This is a genomic window from Leeuwenhoekiella polynyae, assembly GCF_004104075.1.
GTDB lineage: Bacteria > Bacteroidota > Bacteroidia > Flavobacteriales > Flavobacteriaceae > Leeuwenhoekiella > Leeuwenhoekiella polynyae.
Genome location: NZ_QOVK01000008.1, coordinates 1 through 22618 on the forward strand (window position 1 = coordinate 1; position 22618 = coordinate 22618).

The following is a 22618-nucleotide window of genomic DNA, read 5'->3' on the forward strand; positions in this document are numbered from 1 at the left end:
CGACGCGGAGCTGACAAGCCGGTTTTCGCCCTAAGGCGAAAAATTCCTAAGCGAGGGGCTCTTTTCTTTTGGTTCGTTTTCTTTGGAGAAGCAAAGAAAATGAACAGAACATGATTAGAAGTAAATCTTACTCAAATCTCCGATAGGAGATCGATCTACAACTAGAGAAACCTGATGTTTGCAGTGTATCAGTACGGAGTAAAAAAGAATTGAGATGTTCCTAAAAAACGTTGTAGTAAAAATGACTATATTTAAGAACCAAACGACATCGAGAAATATTAATACAACCACTATGAGCAACAATCCAAGGCGTAAATTTTTAAAACAAACCACTTTAGCCACTGCAGGACTGGGACTTTCCGGGTCCCTGTTAGCCAATCCGGTATCTTTTTTTGGTGCCAATGACCGTATGAATTTTGGCCTGATTGGCTGTAACGGGATGGGCTGGTCTAATATCCAGGCGCATTTAAAACTGCCTAACGTAAATTGTGTCGCCCTGGCCGATATCGATCAGCGGGTGCTCGACCGCCGGGCGGGAGAACTCCAAAAAATGACGGGTAAAGCCCCCAAATTATATACCGATTACCGTAAACTTTTAGAAAACAAAGATATTGATGCCGTGATCATCGGTACGCCCGATCACTGGCACTGTTTGAATATGGTAGATGCCGTACAGGCAGGCAAACACGTGTATGTAGAAAAACCCCTGGCCAACAGTATCGAAGAGTGTAACGTGATGCTCAAAGCCGCCAATGCTTCAGACCGCATGATCCAGGTGGGCCAGTGGCAGCGTAGCGGACAGCAGTATGCCGATGCGATTGACTATGTACAATCGGGTAAATTGGGACAAATACGTCTGGTAAAGTGCTGGGCCTATCAGGGGTGGATGAATCCGGTACCCGAAAAGCCAAACACGACGCCACCTCCCGGAGTGGATTATGCCATGTGGTTGGGCCCCGCGCCCGAACGCCCGTTTAATGAAAACCGCTTTCACTTCAACTTCAGATGGTTTTGGGATTATGCAGGCGGACTGATGACCGACTGGGGAGTGCACGAACTCGACATCGCTCTGTTTGCGATGGGTGCCAAAGCTCCTAAGTCTATTTTGGCTTCTGGCGGAAAGTTGGCGTATCCTGATGATGCTTCTGAAACGCCGGATACCTTACAAACCGTATATGAGTTTGACGGCTTCAACCTGTTGTGGGAACATGCTACCGGTATTGATGGCGGTCCTTACGGCCGTACTGAGGGCATCGCCTTTATCGGAAATAACGGTACGCTGGTAGTCAACCGGGGCGGCTGGGAAGTGATTCCGGAAGGAGAACGCAAAGACAACGAGTGGGTGACGAAGTTAGATCGCGTAGAACTGAGAAAACCGGAAGGCAATGCCCTGGATAATCACGCCAAAAGCTTTGTAACCGCCATACGTGACAACGATGCGTCTAAACTGGCGTGTGGCGTAGAAACCGGAAGTATTGCAGCGATCACTGCACATATGGGTAACATCGCCTACAAAACCGGAAACAAGATCTATTGGGATGCAGCAAGCGGTTCGTTTAACAATACCGAGGCCGATGCTTTGGTACAAGCACAGTACCACAACGGCTGGAAGTTACCAACAGTCTAAACAGGTTTAAAACAGCTAACGGCGAGCGCCTTTTACATCCATTTCCAGTAGGTAAACCCCTTGCTGGGCAGTGATAAAAAGCGTTCGCCTTTTCGTACCCCCAAAGGTTACATTGGCCGTCCAGTCTCTAGGAATAGCGATGTGTTCAAGTTGCGTTCCGGCTTTGTCGTAAACGGTCACCCCTTTACCGGTGAGGTACACATTGCCGCGACTGTCTAGCGTCATCCCGTCTGAACCTTGATCTGTAAACAGTTTTTTATTGATCAAATCCCCGTTGTCAGCAAGGTCAAAAACATAGGTTTTATCGGCACCAATATCAGCTACGTACAGGGTTTTGCCATCAGGAGTGCCTATGATACCGTTGGGTTTTACCAGATCGTCAGCAACGATACGCAGTTCCCCCTCAGGTGTTAGCGCATAGACCCGTTCCGCTTCAAGTTCTTTTTCCGTGCGGTCCCAGTAGTCACGCTGGTAATACGGATCGGTAAAATACAGGATGCCGTTGGGTGCGATCCAGATATCGTTAGGGCCGTTAAGACGTTTGTCTTCAAAAGAGGCTACCAAAACCTTCACGTCTTTATCGGGCGAAATGCTCCAGATTTCAGATTCATTATCGGCAGCGGCCAAAAGATTTCCGTTGGTATCAAAATAGAGTCCGTTGGCACGACCTGCAGGTTCCATAAATACCGAAAGAGTACCGTCTTGCGCATCCCATTTGTAAATACGGTCGTTGGGTTGGTCTGTAAAATACACATTGCCTGCAGCATCCGCAGCAGGTCCTTCGGTAAAACTGAAGGTGTCGGCCAGCAACTGCGGTTCTCTACCCGGTTTTACAAGTTGGTTTTGCGAAGCGCACGAACTCAGCAACACAGCAAGTACTGCAATTAAGGAAATTTTAACCATCGAAACGAATTTGTTTAAAGATAGTATAAACGGACTGTTTTCTGGGAGGCGGATCCATTTTCACCCGTTACCCATGGGTGTGTATCACGGTGGTTTATTAAGACAGGTGCTGTAGGAATGCTTTTTTATTATAAGGTTATCGATTGATAAACAAGGATATATAGCAAACTGATTTTGAGTGTTTCTTTCAAATAAGAAAAAAAATACAGGTTTATTTTATAGGTTTTAGTTACATTTAAAGGAACCTATTTATTTAATCCAATGACTTACGAAACTAAACGATGCCCATTTTGTGCTGAAGGTATAAATAGAGATGCCATTAAGTGTAAGCATTGTGGAGAGATGTTGTATGCAAATACGCAAGCAACACATACCGCTCAAAACCATACGGTTGTAATGCGGTACAGAAGATGGAGTCCGGGTGTTGCGGCGCTTCTTAGTTTTTTTATACCCGGAGTCGGTCAAATGTACAAAGGGGATGTGGGTACTGGTATAGCCTGGCTAATAGTTACGTATATAGGTTACTTTTTGTTGATAATCCCTGGACTGATTTTGCATCTGATATGCATTATTACCGCGGCTTCCGGAGACCCTTATAAATAGCAGGGCCTGCTTCCGGATGTATACAATTCTACTTGAGTTATACACCGGCGACCTGGCAAACCCATTACAAGAACGCAAAACCGCATATTTAAAATAACAGATGCTGTGGAGTGGTTGATGTCAACAGGTAAAGCTCAGTTTCAGATCTTGCTGGGGAACACGCCCTGATTCTAAAAAAAGAATCCTATTTTTAAGCCGCGAGAGACCAACCGCGATTTTAAATACGCTATTATGAAACGTTTACTGTGGTCCGTACTTACGGGCCTGGGTCTCTTTAGTTCGTGTTCTCAACCCGAACCGGTATCCAAACCCAACATTATTTTAGTATTTATAGACGATATGGGCTGGGGAGATTTTTCGTCCTTCGGCAATACCGATGCAGCCACTCCCAATATCGATCGGCTCGCTTCAGAAGGAATCAGTTTTGAGCAGTTCTATGTGAATTCGCCCATTTGTTCTCCATCCCGGGTAGCCATTAGCACCGGGACGTATCCGCAACGGTGGAATATCGATTCGTATTTAGATAACAGACGCGTAAATGAACAACGGGGTATGGCCAACTGGCTAAACCCGGAAGCACCGATGCTTGCACGCAGCCTGAAGGATGCCGGATACACTACCGGTCATTTTGGTAAGTGGCATATGGGCGGACAACGCGATGTAAAGGAAGCGCCACCAATTACCGATTACGGTTTTGATGAATCGCTAACCAATTTTGAAGGGATGGGAGCTAAACTGCTTCCGCTTACCAAAGACGAGACCGGGAAACTAGGCCGCATTTGGGAAGATGCTGTTAATCTGGGATCTCCGGTTACCTGGATGCAACGCTCGGAGATCACCACCGGTTTTGTAGATGCAGCGATACAGTTTATTGGAGAGAAAAGTAAAGCAGATATACCCTTCTATGTAAATGTCTGGCCAGACGATGTGCACAGTCCGTACTGGCCTCCATTTGAAGCATATGGAGTGGCTAAAGAGCAAGGTAAACGCGGACTCTACCTTGCGGTGTTGGAAGCGATGGATAAGCAATTGGGTAAACTCTTTGAGTATATTGAGGCAGACGAGAAGTTACGCGACAATACCCTGATCCTGATCTGCTCAGACAACGGTCCTGAATTGGGTGCCGGAAGCGCGGCGCATTTAAAAGGCTATAAAACCCATTTGTTCGAAGGCGGTATCCGTTCGTCGCTTGTCGTTTGGGGACCTGGCTTTATCAAAGAAGAAGCACAGGGAACCCGCAATGCCGCATCGGTGTTTTCAGCAATAGACCTAACGCCATCCTTGTTAACATTTACAGGAGCCCAAGCACCTGAAAACGTCAATTATGACGGTGAAAACCTAATAGAAACCCTCATAGGAAAAGCCAATCGATCCCGGCAAGCTCCTATTTTTTACAGCAGACCACCGGATCGAAAAAACTATTACGGCTTTAAAAACCTACCGGATTTGGCCGTGCGCGTGGGGGACTGGAAACTGCTTTGTGATTATGACGGCAGCCGCCCGCAGTTGTATAACCTCATCAAAGACCCTTCTGAAACCACAAATCGTGCTGCCGAACAACCCGAACGCACCGCAGCGCTAACGCAACAAGTACTGGCGTGGTATGAGAAAATGCCTTAACCGAATCCTCCTGATAGGCCGGTACTGGCGTTCTATTAGAATTTAGATTGTATATAATATTCAGAAGATTAAAACTATACCTATTCATACCCGAAGGATTAAACGAATGTCCTTCCCTCGGTTCAGAATAGGCGCAGGAAGCTCCGAAGGACAGGAGCGATAGCGACGCGGAGCTGACAAGCCGGTTTTCGCCCTAAGGCGAAAAATTCCTAAGCGAGGGGCTCTTTTCTTTTGGTTCGTTTTCTTTGGAGAAGCAAAGAAAATGAATGAAACATTAATGAAAGTAAGTATTACTCAAATCTCCGTTAGGAGATCAAACAACACATCATTAAAAGGTATAACCCCTATTCATCTTCCCTTCTTTTCCCTTTACAAAAGCAACAAAAGATTAAGGAACGCGTTAAAAAACATGTATACAAATTAGTAACGTAAAGCGATCAACTAAATAGCTGTCGTTTGCAAGATAAGAGTCTCCGGTTTACTTCAAAAATAGCCGGAATTGACCGATCTTTTGCGTCTTTAAAAATTAAACCAGTATGATAAAAAATGCACTAACCCTACTCGTATTCGCTTTTACACTAAGCGGTTTTGCACAAACGCAGGGTGAAATGAATAAGACAGCTTCTGCGTCTTTTCAGGAGGTAGATGACGAACTCAATAAAGTCTACCAGCAGATTTTAAAGGAATACAAGCAAGACCCTTTGTTCATTAAAAACTTACGGAAGACCCAACGCCTCTGGATTCAGTTTCGGGATGCCGAACTCGACATGAAATACCCGGCTTATGCGGATCATCATTATGGGAGTGTTCAACCGATGTGCAGCGCAACGTACTTAAAAAGCCTGACCCAGGAACGGATTGATAAATTAAAGATCTGGTTGCAAGGCATAGAAGAGGGCGATGTCTGTGCAGGATCGGTAAAAATGAAGTAAGGAGTGGACTCCACAGAAAGGCTTTCCAAATACTCTCGTTAGTGCAAGCGCTTGACGGTAGGTTTAAGGCTAACAAGAGATTTACAACCCTGATGCGATGCTGAAACCCCTTCAGTAGGATCTGTCGTAGTGTTTATAACGCTGATCAGGTGTAGACACTTTTTTAAAATGCTGCTTGACAAGGATTTGCAAATAAAGTATATTTACACCACAAAACGCTTTCGTTCGTCCAAAGCTGTGTCTTTACGATATGCTTTACATGAGCCCCGCCGCGCAGGCTCAAATTTTAACATCCCTTAAAACAATCTTAGAATACCATTCACTCAAGGTTCACCCGGGGTTCACCCGAGGTTTACCCGTGTTCCACCCGGGGATAAGGCTGGGTAAGAGCATAGTAACGTCAGGATCAAGCCTGCCCTAAGTATACTCTTACAGGTATACGATCTTCGGAAGTTACCGGAGTCGTTCCCTACGCTGCAAGCGTTTCAAATTTAACGAGAACCTCCTGATGGGCCACTACTGGCGTTTTATTAGAATTTAGATTGTATATAATATTCAGAAGATTAAAACTATACGTATTCATACCCAAAGGGTTAAACGAATGTCCTTCCCTCGGTTCAGAATAGGCGAAGGAAGCTCCGAAGGACAGGAGCGGTAGCGACGCGGAGCTGACAAGCCGGTTTTCGGCCTAAGGCGAAAAATTCCTAAGCGAGGGGCTCTTTTCTTTTGGTTCGTTTTCTTTGGAGAAGCAAAGAAAATGAACAAACATAATTAGAACTAGGCATTACTCAAATCTCTGATAAGAGATCAATCAACACCTCATTAGAAATCTAACTTCTAAGCGTGTTTCTGTTCTTTTGCCTTGATGCCAAAGAACCAATCCCGATAGCTATCGGGACTAGGCTTACATGAGCTTCTCTAAATTTTTTGCTCCCTCCGCTGCATGCGCTTAACTCGGGCGGCGCACCGCCCTCAGACAGAACCGCCTGCTACGCTACGCTCCCTGCAAATTTAACGAGAACCTCCTGATAGGCCGGTACTGGCGTTCTCTTAGACTTGAGACGGTAGAAGGTAGATACAAGAATAAAACTATACTTATTCATACCCGAAGGGTTAAACGAATTATTCTCCCTCGGTTCAGAATAGGCGTGAGGGCAGAGCGTTAAGGAAAGGTCTAGTAAACCTTTTTAGCGAATGAGCCAGGTGGCGCGTTGGCTTTGGAATGGACTACTTTATTTTAAGTAAAATTTACTCTTAGAAAAATTGCAATAAAGACGCGGAGCTGACAAGCCGGTTTTCGACCGTACAACGGCTTTGTAAAGCGAGTGCCTTATACCACAAGACTAAATCCAAGATTCAAGACAGTTCTTAAAAATTTAATCTCGATTATCGAGCGAAAAATTTCGAAGCGAGGGGCTCTTTTCTTTTCTGCATCCGACGACCGCAGGGAGAGGAATGCATTACTTGAGGTTAAGTATAAAAGCTCAAAGACGAAGGAGTTTCTCAAGCAAATCGACGACAGGAGATTCACGAGCTCCCGTTAAAATAGAAATCACGCGAGTAAAGAAAATGAACAGAACATGATTAGAAGAACATACTATCAAAATCGACGCTAGGAGATATACGAGTTCTCGTGAAATAAAAAAAACGCATTCCCAAAGAAACTCCTTTTAAAAAAGAGAATACCCCTTAACTCCCTCGTACTTTAACCATAGATTACCCATAGATCCTCCATTGTTTTACCATTTAACTCTAGTGTTTATGGAGGATGAATGGAGAAACAATGGACAAACTATGTATCAACCCCGAAGAAAACCCCTTGAATATTAGGACGTTAAAAGAATTAAAAGTACTTTAGAGTGTTGATAACCAGTTAAATACCAGAAACTATGGGACAGTTTATTGAAAATCAAATCGGCATGATAAGCGGAGCGGTAGGGCCGGTGGTGTTTGTAAAAGAAAGTAACGGCAAAACCATTTTACGGAGCAAACCCACACCCAGCAAGAAACCTATAAGTGCTAAACAACAACAAAACCGGAACAAGTTCGCGCTCATGAAACACTTCACCGGGTTGCTCTATCCCATTTTTAAGGAATGTTATACCGATTTCCTTGGGAAGGACAATGCGCGGGATGCGGTGCGCAGTTATTATATGGAGCAGGTGATCCAGACCGAGCAGGAAGCTTTGCGCATCGCCTATGAGAAGGTATTGATCAGTACGGGGCGGGTACGGGCATATATACCGGTGTCGCAGGCGCGCGATGCACAGCAGGTGGTGCTGCACTGGCAGGGAACCACCCAACAGCCTTTTGCCGAAGCCGGCGATCTGCTTAGCGTCTTGCTGTATGCTCCCGATACCGAAGACTTTGTGTTCTACAAGGCTTGCGCCACCCGGGTGGCAGCAACGCACACCCTCGAACTCCCCGAAGCCTTAAGCACACAGCCTTTAGAGGTCTATACCACCTTTAGCACTGCTGCCGAAACCGATTATGCCTACTCTACCTATTTGGGGAGGCTGGATTAGCAAAACAGGGGGTGTTTTTCCCCTTTTTTTAGTTTTAAATCAGGGGATTATGGAATTCCTTACTTTTTAGTGGAGGGGTTTTGGTAGTTTTAGTTCCTTATAAAATTATTATGAAAAGATATAGAAATTTAGGAGGAGATTCGAATGTATCAGAATTTGAAATAGGAGCTGATCATATTGTTGTAAAGTTTTCAGGAACTATTAGAACATATAGATATAGCTACTCAAGAGCAGGTCAAAATCATGTAGAGGCTATGAAAAAACTAGCCCAAAACGGAAGAGGTCTTAACAGTTATATAAATAGATACGTTAAGTTTAAGTATGATAAATAATTAATCTATGTTTTTAGAAAATATTATAGTAGTTAATTATAGAAGCTGCAAAAGTTTAGATATCCGATTTTCTGAAGATATACCTAATGTTTTTATTGGCCTAAATGATTCAGGAAAATCTTCAGTTTTGCAGGCAATAGACTTATTACTATCGCCTAGATCTAAATATAATTTTTATGGAGAGGGAAACCATAAGAGCGATTTGTCAAACTCTTTAGTATCTGAAGAAGAAGTGAGAGATATTTTACTAGGAAAAGATTTGCCATTATTTCCATTTAAAAAGGAGTCAACATTGATATTAGGAAAATTAAAATATCAAGAAGAGGAGGCAATTCTTTTTGAAGAATTAAATCTTTCAAATCATTTACAATGGTCTTTTGAATCTAACCATAATGAAGAATTTTGGTTAGCTAAAGAGTTTTACAACGGTAATACACAAACTTACCTGCTAACAAAGGAATATGAGTCATATTCATTATGGAATGAGAATCAAACAAACTTAAATAAGTTAATTAAGGAAAAATCTATCTCACCAACCGATATTGAGAATGAAAATGGAAAAGGCCGTTTTTCAAATATTGAAAAGTTAAGATCAATTTATGCTGCATTAGAATGTGAATTAGTTTGGACAGAATACAATTATTCTAAAAATGACAAAGAATTGTTTCCTTCTTTTAGCTTATTTGATTGGAATAGTTCTTTAGAAGAAATCATATCTACAGCGAATGCTATAATGCAAGAAGAAATAAATGCTCATTTAAAACCGGTACGAGAAACAGCCAATGACTCTGCAAAGGAGGCTGAAATTGTAATAAATAAGAAATTTGGAGAAATAAGTAAAATAATTAGTAAAGTTGCTAAGGATGTTGAAGGGATAAGTTCTAGAGTTTTTTTTGATGTAAAGGAAAAGATTTCAGACATAATGGTTACTAAGACTTATAGTGATGGTCCGATTCATTTGGAAAATCAAGGAGAGGGCTTAAAAAGACAAATATGGTTTTCATTAATAAAGGCTAAGGCCGATACTAGTCAAGACAGTCTGAATAAATTTATATGGGCTTTTGACGAACCTGAAACACATTTATATCCAGGTGCTCAGAGAGAATTTTTTGATATTTTAAATAAGCTATCAGAAGGAAATGTTCAAACTATAATTAGCACTCACTCTACAATTTTTATTGATAAGTCAAGTTTGAACACGATAAATAGTGTCAAACAAAAAAATGATGGATATACTGAGATTAACTATTGTAAGGATATTACTTCAATTTATTCATCATTAAATGTAAAAAATAGCGACTTTCTTTTTTATGATAAATTCTTAGTTGTTGAAGGTGATACCGAACAATATTTGATCCCTGGCTATTTCGGAGTAATGGTGCCAGCTGTTTCGGTCAAACAGTGCCACTTTAAAAGATACTGCAATTATATATAAAATTAATGTTACTCGTTCTTTAAAGCTCCTTTTCTTAGAGACTCTCCTTTTAGGTCAATGCGGTGTGATGAGTTTACAATCCTGTCCAGAATTGCATCTGCAATAGTCCCTTCCCCAATAATATCATACCAGGCGGATACGGGTATTTGTGAGGATATAATTGTGGAAGCTTTATTATACCGCTCATCGATGATATCCATCAAGGTTTCCCTTGCGTGATTATCAAAACTCTGCAGGCCAAAGTCATCGAGGATTAGAAGGTCTGCTTTGATGAGTTTTCCCAGCTCTTTAAGATAGGTACCATCCACTTTACTAAGTTTTAGTCTTTTAAAAAGTCTTGCGGTATTTGTGTATATGGTTTTGTATTCCATCATGCAGCCCTGATGCCCTAAAGCCTGAGCTAAATAGCTTTTACCTACTCCTGAGGCGCCAGTAAGAATGATGTTTTCTTTTCTGGTCATAAAATCCAGACTGCCTAATCGAGCAAACATATTCTTATCCAGATTCCGGTTCTGGGAGTAGTTTATGTCAGCCAGACTGGCCTGTTGTTTAAATCCCGCCTGTTTTAAAAGCCTTTCTATCTTACGGTTGTGTCGGTCTTCCCACTGGTGATCGGTCAATAATGCCAGGTATTCATCGGCAGTGATCCCGGCTATGCGGTTGTCTTTAAGATGCTGCAAGTGCAGCTGAGCCATAGCCCCTAGTCGCATTTCTTTTAATTTTTCAATAGTCTGATTGTTATTCATAGTTACTGTGTTTAAAGGTTAGATTACTGATAAGCTGAAGCACCGCGTATGTTATTGTGCTCCGGGATATGTGTTTTATTTTCTTCCAGATCCTGATAGAACAGGGAGCTCTTGTCCAGATTGTTTTTCAGGATGTTCTTGATGCGCTGATAGGTGGCTGCATCTGCTTGTAAAGCTCTTTTACAGGCGTTGTCCAGCCGCTGTGAGCCGTAGGATTTATGAAGCTGAATAAGTCCCATAGCGCGTTTATACCCTATTTCAGGATAATCTACCGCAGTGATTATTTTTTCGACACAATCCACCACGTGCTTCCCGTGCAAGGCTGCCTTCTTTTTAAAGAATTCAGGACTCCAGTCGCTATAGTATTTATGGGTGCTGCTCAGGTGTTCTTTGTTGGTGTTATAACTGCCTTTTGAGGGATTGCGCTGATGCAGGGCGATGCGTTGATAGTGGTAATACACTTCAACTAAAGAACGGGTATAATGCAAGGTGGTTTCCTTTCCTATGTAGCGATAGGGTACACTGTAATAGCTTTTATCTGGGGAGAAGTACACGTATCCTATTTTCTGGACCTTTGCCCTTCGGTAGCTTTTTAATTCATAAGTTGTATCTGGAAGGGGCTTCAAGTATTGTTGCTCCACCGATTGGAACAGTTCCTTGCGACTGGATTCCTTGCGGGAGAACAACAAGTTGTTGTAATGCTCCAGCTGCTTTTTTATCTCCCTGTTGAGCTCTTCTATAGAGAAGAAGTTCATCCTACGAATGGGGTAATAGATACGCTGATAGGCCAGGTTTACAGCATTCTCTACTAAAGCCTTGTCCTGTGGAGCGTAGCCCCGGGTGGGGTTGATCACACAGTTGTAATGCCGGGCAAAGTCTTTAAAACTGCGGTTGATCTCGGGCTCATACCTGCTGGCACGGTTAACGGCTGATTTTAGGTTGTCAGAGACAATAGCTTTAGGTACCCCGCCATAAAAATTTAAAGCGTTACGGCAACAGTTGATCAGATCATCGCGTTTCTGACTTTTGCAGGCTTCGACATAGGTGTAATGACTGTTGGGCAAAATAGCTACAAACACTTCGACAGGTACTAATTCTCCGGTTTGTTTGTCAATAATGTGAAGCTTTTTACCCGCAAAATCAATGAAGAGTTCCTTGCCGGGGTCGTGCTCAAGCTTCATCGAGCCTTTGATTTTAGCATATTTACGGCGGTAATGTTCCATAAACTGCGTATAGCCATACGGGTTTTTAGACTGGGAGACATACTCCTGATAATGATATAAAAAGGTAAACCCGGGATGGTTACGGGCTTGGTTAAGCTCCTTAAAATAGAGCATCAGCTCTTGATACCGGGAGTTGTCAATAGTGCTGTGGGAAGGAAAAAGTTTATCTAAGGTTGCATTATCAAGAGTCAGCAACTCTTTAAGAGCATAGTCACTAACGGTAAACAAACGCATATAGGTATTTACCGTATTGCGGGAGATCCCAAGGGTAACTCCAATTTTACGGTTACTGAACCCATCGAGGTGTAAGGATATTATCTGTTTTAAGTCCATTGGATCAAGTGTGTTGGCCATATCGCTTCGTTTTAAGCGACAAGGTATTATTTACTTGATCTTTTAAAGTGGCACAAAACAAACCGATACAACTGGCACAAATCGAACCGATACAGGCTTAACTAAAAACCCAAAAGTGGCACAATTCAAACCGAAATGCCTGGCACTAACCGACCGAAATCAGTGGCACAATTTGATCCGAGTTATCCACTCGATTATCGAGTAAATGTTTATAAGTCGTTTACAACTCTTTTGGCGTCATTCTTGAAGCGTCTTATATAATTGTAATTTTAGAAAACTTCACGCTATGGAAACCCGAGATTCCCAATTAATCGCATTAAGACCTGAAATACCTTCTGCCCGTGTTAATGACATGATGAGTGCAGATGAGCAATTTCAGAACGGTACGCTCAGACCCGTGGTTAAACTGCAAAATGATCTGCTGGTAGAAGCTTTTCGCAATTACATTACCAAGCACAAAAATGTGTTTTACAATCTGACGATTGAACGCCGGATGGATTATATCGCCAATGCGATTCAAAAGGACATCAAGTTCAGAAACAGCTTAAAGGGGATGGTAATTGGCCAGTTCACAGTTGACGAATACCGCACGTATATTCAAAATTCGTCTGCGCTTAATAAACGGATGATGAATCTGGTGCGCGAACGTATTCAGAGTAATATCCAGTTGTTGGAAAAAGAAATGGCAGTATAGGTAGGTAAAAACTGTCTTAGGACGTATGAATGAGCACTCCTCCTAAGATAGCTAAAGCAAGTGCCCCATAGGTTACATATTTCCACTTTGTTGGGATCACATCACTTTTATAAACGCCGTACAGCCCTAGTGGCGGAACTAAAATCAATAAATAACCTACTATATATCTATTGTACCATTTTGGTTTGATCTCTTCCATAGTTCGATGTTAGAAGGTTCGTTTTTATTTAACCCTAAAGGTAGAAAAACAATACTTAAAACAGAATAAAGTATTGATTGTTAGTATTTTTTCTTAAATAAATACGTTTTATTAGAATTATGGGGTTGTGCAACGCTTACCGGTGCTAGCCACCGGTTTTTTCATTTGCTTTTACTTTAATGAAGTCAACCAACTTTATAAATTCATCTTGATCGTATTCAATTGGTCCTAAAATATCCATAGCAAATTTTTGTGTTTCTTCTTCGTCAAATTTGATAATTGCTTGAAAGGAATAGTTATCCATTTCATTCAAACGCTCTTGAATTGATTTTCCAATATGATTATCAAATTCATATTGGATTCCACCAATTCTAGATTCTTTATTATACTTATGATATTTTAGAATTTGGGATTCAAATTCATTCTTGATTTTCTCAAGAATAGAATTTCCAATTGGACTATTCGCAAATTGGTTAGATTCAAATAAACTGAGATTTTGGTATTTGATTTTATTTATCAGTTTGTTTATAAAAAGTAATTCAATTTTATCAAATTCAGTCATTCTGTTGTTTTTCAAAAAAGAAAACCGCTTAAAAGCAGCTTAGATGAATTAGTTTTATACAAATTATAGACTGGTGCAACGGCTACCGGTGTTATAAGCTTTTGTTTTAAATTAATTCATCATTTATCTTATTTGGTTCATAATTAAACAATCTATCAATTTCAGCTCTTTGATTAGTTGAATGTTGAATCTTATTAATCTTTATTCCTCTTTGTTTAATATTTGCTTCTTTCTCAAGGAGATTCTCGTTCAGCTGTTTTTCATAATCAAATTGATAAGTCTTGAATTTGATATAATTATAAATCCCAATTTTTTTATTGATTTTAATAGCATCCTTAATCCTAGAACGAACAACTTTTTTTAAATCTTCTAAATTATCGGCTTTCTTAACATCCCAATCATCTTTAACATAAACATCAATCTCGCGACCCCAAAATTCTTTAATATTATTCCTATAATTACTAAATTCTTCCACATTTGAATTTTTCATCTTGCTAACAAATTCGGAATACTTTTCAAACAAGAATAAATCTTGGATTTCAGACAATAGATAATGTGATTGAATGTTTTCAGTTAGTTTTATAAAAACATGGTTTAATGAAATTGGGAAATAATCGACAATATCTTTTTCTGCAAAATATTTTAATATAAAGACTAAATCTTTTTTATTCTTCCAATCTAAGTAGTCAATGCTACACTCCTTTAAATATTTCACAACAAGAGATTCAATGTCTGACCATTTAAAAAGTTGTATTAAGCATATAACAATATCCAATTCTAAAATGCCTGAATATGATTTTAAATCTCCAATTTTTCTTGTAAACAAGCTGAGAAGTTTTGTGTAGTTTTCAGACACAAATAAAACTTTCCTGTCTGCAGGTTGTTCTGTTGAAATCTTATTTTTGAATTGCTCAAAATAGCTAGCTGCTTCTAATACAACAAAATAAATATCAATATTGAGATTATAATAATAAACTAAGAAGTCTTCAACTGATGGATTAAGAAATCGATATTCAATACTATTGTATTTAGCATCAATAACTCTAGTGATAAATGCATCATGCAATTCCTTTGTCGTTTTTCTGAAAATATTACTCGCCTTCGTATAATTATTGAATTTTACTTCATAATCCAACCTGCTTTCAAAAGCATCTTTAAGTTGCTGTTCATTTACAACGTAATAACCTCTTAATGAAAATAGTGTTGCAAGTAATATTTTCCCCTCTTCTGAAGTCTGATTTTCATAAGATTTTTCCCAAATTTTTTCAGGATTTTCAAGGAAATTTGTAATAGTCACATCATATTGTTCGTTATCTTCAACTCTATCTATATCGGTAAAAAATTCAATTAAACGTGGATTGTAATTTCGATGTTTAATAATTTTCCAATAAAACTGATTCTGAAATATTACATTTTTATGCGGTTGTGTTAAGTCTGAAAAATAAAGATGATTATAGAGAATCTTAGCCTTATCTAAATCTGAATAATCTTGAATCTTTACCTCGTGCTGTGCAATATCAAGTTTTGAATTATTTAGCTTTTCTGACTTCTCTTTTGCTTGATTTAATATCGTTGTTCTGCAGGTTAGAATTAGTCTTTTCTTATTATCATTTTTAACTCTTTGAATGAAATTTGATATTGAAGCATCTAAATTTCTTGAACTGGTTAAGTCAAGAGTAATTGTGCCAAGAAAGTCATCAAACAAAAACACTTGTTGTTTATCTTCTAAATAAGATTCTTCAGCGTCCTCTATTGCTCTTACATATGTTAATTCAAAATCTTTAGCTAAGAGCTGATAAGTCAACATATCAGCTAATGTTGACTTTCCAATTCCAGGTGCCCCTGTAATCAATATAAAATTGCGTTTATTAAGAACTTTAACAGCATCATTATAAGTTTCATTCTGAACAAATATTTTTAGTTTGCTTTCAATTCTTGATTGGACAAACTCGGAACGACCTTTTATACCATTCTTAAGAATTCTTGTAAGAATTGTTGTACTAGAAAGCCATAACTTGTAATACTTTTCTTCTACATCTTTATAATCACTTATCAGTGTATTTAAACTTTCTTTACCATAAATGTCATTCGTTGAAAGGATAAAAGGGGAAAGAGTGCTTTTGATTGTTTCTTTCTCGTCTGGATTTAAAGGTAGGCTTGTTACAATAATATATTGTTTAGGCTTCAATTTCTCAATTTTTTCATATTCGCTATTTTTGAGAACTGATATTAAATTTGAAAATTTAGAACCTGCATAATGTTTAACTTGTACTACAATTTCATTCTCATCGCTTACAGTAGAATAGCGTAAATCAATACCTTTATCTTTTCCTGTTCTAAATGACTGTAATTCTATATTCAGCTTTCTAGATAATAAATCTCTAGCTAATTCTTCAAACTCCTTATCATTTAGTGTTGTAAAATTATAGTTTGTCATGTTGCTATTCTACAATTGCTTATAACGGCAGTCTGTCTCAAAACTACCTGTTTATTCCTTAAAAGTAGTTGAAGCGTGTTCGATATCCAATAAAATTTAAATAATAGTCAAAGAGTGACCTCTAGGCAATACAGTTTGCATATCCTTCTTCTAAGGGCCTTAGCAAGCCTTATAACACGTGATATCGAATGGTCAAGAGCAGTATTGAATGCTATCCCAAGGTTGATGAGCCTTTTCAGGTTGTAAGCCAGAACCATCAGTCCTAAGCCTGCAGATGTTGCCTGCATAACTCTGTTGGCTTATAGCGGGCAAACAGACAATCAACCGGTTCAGTCAATCGAGTGGATGGCTCCGCCATCAAATGACGGAGTGCACCCCTCACACCACCGTACATACGGATCTCGTATACGGCGGTTCGATAATGAAACTTTTTTTTTCTTGTAATATTCGGTCAAACTAACATACCCCTTGATCTTCAGCCGTTTTACGGTGATCGTTGTAAGAAGAATAGGACTTTGGGCCAATGCCCATCCCCCCATTCTAGTGCGGCTCCACGCATAGGCAAGGCCTTGGTCAATACCCAGTCGTATTAAATTTTTACGTTTACGTTCGGGTTTCTTCCAATGATGCCAAATGCAATACCGTAATCGGTTACGAAGCCATTCTTCCAGCTTTTTGAGTTTGGAGTAAATGGATGCCGGTCTAAAGTAATTTATCCAGCCTCGGATCAACATATTGATTCGTTGGATACGTTCTTCAAGACTTACCGGATTTGTCTTTTTGGTAAGGTATTTTAGCTTTGCTTTAAACTCCTTCCATTTAGACGGTTTGACTACAAGTTGATATTTACCTTTTTCGCCTTTCTTAGAGGTCGATACAAAACCAAAACCTAGTATTTGAAAGCCTAGAGGTCTACGGATACCACTCTTCTCCCGGTTTATGGGAAGTTGGAGCTTATCGCGCAGTAGCTTATAGATACTATTACCTACCCTTTTTGCGGCTTTCTCACTCTTAACGTAAATACTAAAGTCATCGGCATATCTTACATAACGGTGGCCACGTTTTTCCAATTCTTTATCCAGCTCGTTGAGTAGGATATTGGAAAGCAATGGGCTTAGAGGAGATCCTTGAGGAACTCCTTTTCTACGTTTTTGTAATTTACCGTCAATCAGTATTGGTGCCCTAAGAAAGGAACGCAATAGCCTCATCGTTGCTTTGCATTTCACCTTTTTGTAGATCAATTCCAGTAGAACATAATGTTCCACTTCATCAAAGAAACTTTTTAAATCAATATCCACTATGTTTTGATAGCCAGAATTGATATTTTCAAGGCTTTGAGCAATAGCTCCGTGAGCATTGCGCTTCGGTCTGAAACCATAACTGTGCTGTTGGAAATCCGGCTCAAACACAGGTTGCAGAACTTGCTGTAATGCTTGCTGAAATACCCTGTCCACAACTGTAGAAATGCCGAGTAGACGTTTCTTTCCGTTGCTCTTTGGTATTTCAACTCCCAGTATTGGAGCTACCTGATATCGTTCCATTTCTATCTGCTGGGCGTACTGTTTACCGTGAACTTTCAGAATGAATTTCAGTTCTGTTATTTGAACATCGTCTACTCCTGCCGCTCCTTTATTGCTGTACACTTGCCGATAGGCTGCGTTTAGGTTCGTTTTACTTATTACTTGTTTGATCATGAATACTCAAATCAATTCGCTGTCTCGCTTAATCAAAGGCTACTATCTTGCTAGAAAGAATGCTATCAGTAACACTAGATCGTTCCCCTGTTTATTAAAGACCATTATCGTTCAGTCCTTCCCCCATTGTGAGACCTGTGCAGTTTTCTGCACCTCGTTTCCCTTAGGTACTATGACCTTTGCTGACTTCTTCGCTATACCAGCACGTGGTTACGAAGACCTCCCCAGGTAAGAACATCTTCTTTCACTCGATCCCTGCCAGATCTACTATTTTGGTTTTCACTATAAGTGTTTAGGACATCACAATGGTGTGCTTGCTCATCCAACCTAATAGCCTCTTATCTGATTTCTGTTCGTCAGTACCGAGTTTTGTAGTTCCGCTTCCTTCAGTCCTATCCTTGCGAATAGCAACCTTGCGACTTACTAATGGTTCAAGGCACTACCCCTGCCCATAAGGGACTTGCACCCTCTAGATTAATAATATATCTTTCGATATAGTAAAGATGCCCATGCTGGGCACACACACGGTGTTCATGCTAGGCCGTACCGGCCGCACGAACACCTAGTTATTGCCAGTAGTTTTTAATTTTTATAGGAGACTAGTATTTCTCCGCAATAGGAATCGGTCATAACTGTTTTTGTGTTGATATGGTCGTATTCCATATCTTTTATCCAAGTTCCGTCTTCATTCTTATAAAGCGCGGTAAATCCAATTCCGCTACATCGTTTCTGTTTAAATATTGAAATTCTTGCATAAGTACCATTATCTGAAAAAATTGGTTTCGAAATTGAGTAGAATACTTGTTCCTCTATATGTCGGTTTTTATCTATCTTCCAAGCTTTAACAACTTCTTTCCATACTCTTTTTTTACCCCAATACCATCTTTTTCTCACATATAGAGTATTTGGTTTTTTATTTTTTACAATGGAATCATATTCGGTTTCCGGAGTGTTGTATTTAAGGAAATATACCTTCTTAATTGTTTCTGGACCTGAAATAGATTCGCCCTCAGTTAAATATCTAATATTTTCTAAATTGTAATCTCTCCAATCTATAGCTTGACCGTCTTCTCCTTGTGTTCGACTTTGTGGAGCAAGACAATAATAGTTGTAATTGCCGGGAGCCTCCAGTTTTATTATCTGATTTATAAATTCTTCTACTACAGTATTTTGACCAGATAGATTCCAGGTCAAAAAGATTAATATGAAAAGAAATATTTGTTTCATTCAAATTCGGACTAATGTCAAATTTAGTTTAGGATTGTCGATAAGTTGAATTTTTTAATTTATCAATTTTTGCCCACTTTTTCCTTACTTTTCTTTTGTCGTTAGCCCAAAAAATTAACAGATTTTCTTGTGTGGGGAATTACTGGCAACTTGTTATATCATAACAAATATAGTTGATTATCAAAGTTTTCGTCGGGATATCAACACTTTAAAGTTGTGTTTATAAAAATAACCATTTGTCTTAGACGTAATCCTCTAAATCTGTATAGTGCTTTCAGGGTTAAGAAAACAAAGTTTATAGCTATACTAGAATTACCCTTAATTTTAAAGCTAATTCAGCCCTAAAGTAGGGCAACTCCCAGGCAAAGGCATAGCAAAGCCTAGGATAGTGTATGAAGAGTGTATGAAAACCACTCTTGAAAAGTAAAAATTTAAGATTTCATTAACAATCTGGCGAGTCGCTCTGAGTGGTGGCGAGTTATCTTTGAAATTGATGATTAACTGCAACTGCAGCCTGACCTTTGTTTTATACGTTAAACAAGAAGTGCATCACATCGCCGTCTTTAACAATATAGTTCTTTCCTTCTACGCCCATTTTGCCGGCTTCTTTAACTTTAGCCTCACTACCAAATTTTACAAAATCTTCGTAACCTATAACCTCAGCACGAATAAATCCTTTTTCAAAATCGGTATGAATCACTCCGGCTGCCTGTGGTGCAGTAGACCCAATGTTAATCGTCCACGCACGAACTTCTTTAACACCTGCTGTAAAGTAGGTTTGTTGCTTTAATAATTTGTAAGCAGCACGAATGAGTTTTGCAGAACCCGGTTCATCAAGACCTATGTCCTGTAAAAACATCTGGCGCTCTTCGTAATCGTCCAGTTCATTGATATCTGCTTCAGTACCTACGGCAAGTACCAAAACTTCAGCATGCTCATCTTTAACCGCTTCACGTACCTTTTCAACATATTCGTTTCCGTTTACCGCTGCAGCTTCATCTACGTTACATACATACATTACGGGTTTATCGGTAATAAACTGTAACGGTTTTACATAATCAGCATAAGCATCTTCAGAAAACTCCAATGCGCGTATCGACTTCCCTTGCTCCAGACCTTCCTTGATTTGCATTAGCACGGTTTCTTCCTTCTGAGCGTCTTTGTTCCCCGTCCGGGAAGCTTTCTTTACTTTTTCCAGCTTCTTTTCAACCGTTTCCAAGTCTTTTAGCTGAAGCTCGATATCAATAGTTTCCTTATCACGCACCGGGTTTACACTGTTATCTACGTGTACGATGTTGTCGTTATCAAAACAACGCAAAACATGCAAAATAGCATCGGTCTCGCGTATGTTTGCCAAAAACTGATTCCCCAGCCCTTCTCCTTTACTCGCTCCCTTTACCAGCCCGGCGATATCCACAATATCAACGGTTGCAGGCTGTACCCGCTCAGGATTTACAAGCTCTTCCAGTTTTGAAAGTCGGGGATCGGGTACATTTACCACACCTACATTAGGCTCTATCGTACAAAACGGAAAGTTGGCACTTTGCGCTTTAGCATTTGATAAACAATTAAAAAGAGTTGATTTACCTACGTTAGGCAATCCTACAATACCTGCTTTCATGGCTTCAGAATTTTGAGGCGCAAATATAGGAAGCTTATCTAAAACAAAACACGTTAAAAGAAAAACATTATATACAGCAGATTCACACCATGTTTTACATAGAAAAGCCCGGTAAAAACCGGGCTTTTCTAATTTATAGTTGATCTGAAATTCTAGTTATGATGCATAAACGCTTGTTTTCCCAGAAGTTCTTCTTCAGTTTCTACGTGATCTTCATCAGGCACACAACAGTCTACAGGACATACAGCAGCACATTGAGGTTCCTCGTGAAAGCCCATACATTCCGTACATTTATCGGGTGCGATGTAATACACCTCATCGCTAATAGGCTCTTGAGTTTCTTCTGCATCAACTTCTTTTCCGTTAGGTAACACTACTTTACCCTCAAGATCAGTACCGTCAGAATAGCGCCAATCATCTGCTCCTTCATAAATAGCTGTGTTAGGGCATTCTGGTTCACAAGCCCCACAGTTAATGCATTCATCAGTTATTATAATTGCCATAGTATAATCGTTTTCTTATCCGTAATTTTGACGCTTCAAAGCGCATTTTAAAAGTATATAATAAATCCTACTAATTATATAGGCTTTAAAACTTTTAAGGTGTAAAATTAAGACCTGAGTATAACTCTACCAAACCATTTATGGATTTAAACCAAAGAATTACTGCATTCTCAAACCTCGGACAATTTTTAAAGGATTTTATGGCTAATGCCAAAAAAACCGATTTACAGTTAGACGATTTTGATAGTTTAAATGAAGAATTACGTGCTGTTATTGAAACCGCAAAACGGCAAAACGCCTGGTTCTCTACTGAAAATACACGACAAGCATTAACAAGTTGGTCCCAGAATCTTAATTCTGGATCGCTCAACACGTGGTTATCACCTTACCGCATATCTACAATCAAAGCTAAAGAAGTAGCCGTGATTATGGCGGGAAATCTGCCGCTAGTAGGGTTTCACGACTTTTTAAGTGTTTTGATCACCGGGCACAAGATCATCGCAAAATTATCTAGTGATGATCACGTATTGCTTCCGTTTCTGGCAAAAGTGTTGATACAGCTTGAACCACAATTTAAAGACTCAATCACTTTTACTCAGGAGCGCCTTCCTCAATTTGATGCGGTAATCGCAACCGGTAGCAACAATACTGCGCGTTATTTTGAATTCTATTTTAAGAACAAACCGAATATCATTCGCAAAAACCGCAATGCAGTGGCAGTTTTAACCGGTAACGAGACCCACGAACAGTTGGTGGCTTTAGGTGCTGATATTTTCAGTTATTTTGGGATGGGCTGCCGCAGTGTTTCTAAGCTTTTTGTTCCTCAAGACTATAGCTTTGATGCATTTTTTAAAGCGATGTTTGAGCATAAAGAAATTATCAATCATCATAAATATGCTAATAATTATGACTATAATAAGGCGGTATATTTGATGAGCCTTTTCCCTATTCTGGATAACGAATTTATGATCTTAAAAGAAGATGAGAACTTCTCCTCTCCTATTTCAGTCCTATTTTATGAGCGCTACGACACAAAGGCAAAACTCCAAATGTTTTTAAGGGATCGCAAAGCTGAAATTCAATGTGTTGTTGCAGACGGTTTTTCAGAAAATGAGATTCCTTTTGGACACGCGCAACAGCCAAAACTTAATGATTATGCAGACGGTGTAGATACTGTTGCGTTTTTATTAAAAATTAGTTAGAATTTATCAATAATTTATTGATTTATCAGACTCTATTGGCTCCCTTTTAAGCATCTTTGCATGGCTTTTTGACAACGCTATTTCAGCATTATATATAAGCGTGGAATCTTATGTATTCTGTTCTAAAAGCTGTAATTTTCCAACAGATTAAAATACCTTGAGGCAAGCCTGTCTGACGA

The 22618-nt window shown here is 39.5% G+C and carries 19 protein-coding genes; 9 read left to right on the forward strand and 10 right to left on the reverse strand.

The window, feature by feature from the left end:
- Positions 1-292 precede the first annotated feature (292 nt).
- Positions 293-1627, forward strand: coding sequence for a Gfo/Idh/MocA family protein (locus DSM02_RS10335; protein ID WP_128765689.1), 1335 nt, complete (start codon positions 293-295; stop codon positions 1625-1627).
- A gap of 15 nt (positions 1628-1642) precedes the next feature.
- Here the strand turns inward: DSM02_RS10335 and DSM02_RS10340 are convergent, their stop codons facing one another.
- Positions 1643-2530, reverse strand: coding sequence for an SMP-30/gluconolactonase/LRE family protein (locus DSM02_RS10340; protein ID WP_128765563.1), 888 nt, complete (start codon positions 2528-2530; stop codon positions 1643-1645).
- A 261-nt stretch (positions 2531-2791) separates the two neighbouring features.
- Here DSM02_RS10340 and DSM02_RS20505 point away from each other — a divergent pair, with 261 nt between their 5' ends.
- The 6 genes from DSM02_RS20505 to DSM02_RS10370 all read left to right on the forward strand — a co-directional run bounded on the left by DSM02_RS20505 (position 2792) and on the right by DSM02_RS10370 (position 9977).
- A complete protein-coding gene (locus DSM02_RS20505; protein WP_205875133.1) occupies positions 2792-3133 on the forward strand; it encodes a TM2 domain-containing protein in 342 nt (113 codons plus the stop codon).
- Positions 3134-3364: 231 nt separating this feature from the next.
- Complete coding sequence (locus tag DSM02_RS10350; protein WP_128765564.1) at positions 3365-4753, forward strand: sulfatase family protein; 1389 nt, start codon at positions 3365-3367, stop codon at positions 4751-4753.
- A gap of 536 nt (positions 4754-5289) precedes the next feature.
- Positions 5290-5685 (forward strand): lysozyme inhibitor LprI family protein, encoded by a 396-nt coding sequence (locus DSM02_RS10355; protein ID WP_128765565.1) that lies wholly within the window; start codon positions 5290-5292, stop codon positions 5683-5685.
- A 1889-nt stretch (positions 5686-7574) separates the two neighbouring features.
- A complete protein-coding gene (locus tag DSM02_RS10360) occupies positions 7575-8210 on the forward strand; it encodes a DUF6266 family protein (protein WP_128765566.1) in 636 nt (211 codons plus the stop codon).
- Positions 8211-8320: 110 nt separating this feature from the next.
- A complete protein-coding gene (locus tag DSM02_RS10365) occupies positions 8321-8542 on the forward strand; it encodes a hypothetical protein (protein ID WP_128765567.1) in 222 nt (73 codons plus the stop codon).
- Positions 8543-8549: 7 nt separating this feature from the next.
- Positions 8550-9977 (forward strand): ATP-dependent nuclease, encoded by a 1428-nt coding sequence (locus DSM02_RS10370; RefSeq protein WP_128765568.1) that lies wholly within the window; start codon positions 8550-8552, stop codon positions 9975-9977.
- Between the two features lie 8 nt (positions 9978-9985).
- Here DSM02_RS10370 and istB read toward each other — a convergent pair whose 3' ends face one another.
- Together istB and istA are read right to left on the reverse strand one after the other, a co-directional pair.
- Positions 9986-10723, reverse strand: coding sequence for an IS21-like element helper ATPase IstB (gene istB, locus DSM02_RS10375; protein WP_128765569.1), 738 nt, complete (start codon positions 10721-10723; stop codon positions 9986-9988).
- Between the two features lie 23 nt (positions 10724-10746).
- Entirely contained in the window at positions 10747-12300 is a 1554-nt protein-coding gene (istA, locus tag DSM02_RS10380; protein ID WP_128765570.1) for an IS21 family transposase, read from the reverse strand.
- 286 nt (positions 12301-12586) lie between these two features.
- Here istA and DSM02_RS10385 point away from each other — a divergent pair, with 286 nt between their 5' ends.
- Positions 12587-12994 carry a glyoxalase gene (locus DSM02_RS10385; RefSeq protein WP_128765571.1) on the forward strand — a complete coding sequence of 136 codons (408 nt, stop codon included), beginning with the start codon at positions 12587-12589 and terminating at the stop codon, positions 12992-12994.
- 16 nt (positions 12995-13010) lie between these two features.
- Here DSM02_RS10385 and DSM02_RS10390 read toward each other — a convergent pair whose 3' ends face one another.
- The 7 genes from DSM02_RS10390 to DSM02_RS10420 all read right to left on the reverse strand — a co-directional run bounded on the left by DSM02_RS10390 (position 13011) and on the right by DSM02_RS10420 (position 21237).
- Positions 13011-13193 carry a hypothetical protein gene (locus DSM02_RS10390; protein ID WP_128765572.1) on the reverse strand — a complete coding sequence of 61 codons (183 nt, stop codon included), beginning with the start codon at positions 13191-13193 and terminating at the stop codon, positions 13011-13013.
- Positions 13194-13338: 145 nt separating this feature from the next.
- Positions 13339-13755, reverse strand: coding sequence for a hypothetical protein (locus DSM02_RS10395; RefSeq protein ID WP_128765573.1), 417 nt, complete (start codon positions 13753-13755; stop codon positions 13339-13341).
- Between the two features lie 106 nt (positions 13756-13861).
- Entirely contained in the window at positions 13862-16192 is a 2331-nt protein-coding gene (locus DSM02_RS10400) for an nSTAND3 domain-containing NTPase (protein ID WP_128765574.1), read from the reverse strand.
- A 329-nt stretch (positions 16193-16521) separates the two neighbouring features.
- Positions 16522-17886, reverse strand: coding sequence for a group II intron reverse transcriptase/maturase (gene ltrA / locus DSM02_RS10405; RefSeq protein WP_128765575.1), 1365 nt, complete (start codon positions 17884-17886; stop codon positions 16522-16524).
- A gap of 582 nt (positions 17887-18468) precedes the next feature.
- A complete protein-coding gene (locus tag DSM02_RS10410) occupies positions 18469-19113 on the reverse strand; it encodes a hypothetical protein (protein WP_128765576.1) in 645 nt (214 codons plus the stop codon).
- Between the two features lie 526 nt (positions 19114-19639).
- The gene (ychF, locus tag DSM02_RS10415) at positions 19640-20734 is read right to left on the reverse strand and encodes a redox-regulated ATPase YchF (protein ID WP_128765577.1); all 1095 of its coding nucleotides are present in this window, start codon (positions 20732-20734) and stop codon (positions 19640-19642) included.
- Positions 20735-20886: 152 nt separating this feature from the next.
- Positions 20887-21237: a 4Fe-4S dicluster domain-containing protein gene (locus DSM02_RS10420; RefSeq protein WP_128760548.1), complete on the reverse strand. Its 351-nt coding sequence runs from the start codon at positions 21235-21237 to the stop codon at positions 20887-20889.
- Between the two features lie 140 nt (positions 21238-21377).
- On the opposite strand from DSM02_RS10420, the gene DSM02_RS10425 reads away from it, so the two are divergent.
- On the forward strand, positions 21378-22439 hold the full coding sequence (locus DSM02_RS10425; protein WP_128765578.1) for an acyl-CoA reductase: 1062 nt from the start codon (positions 21378-21380) through the stop codon (positions 22437-22439).
- Positions 22440-22618 lie beyond the last annotated feature (179 nt).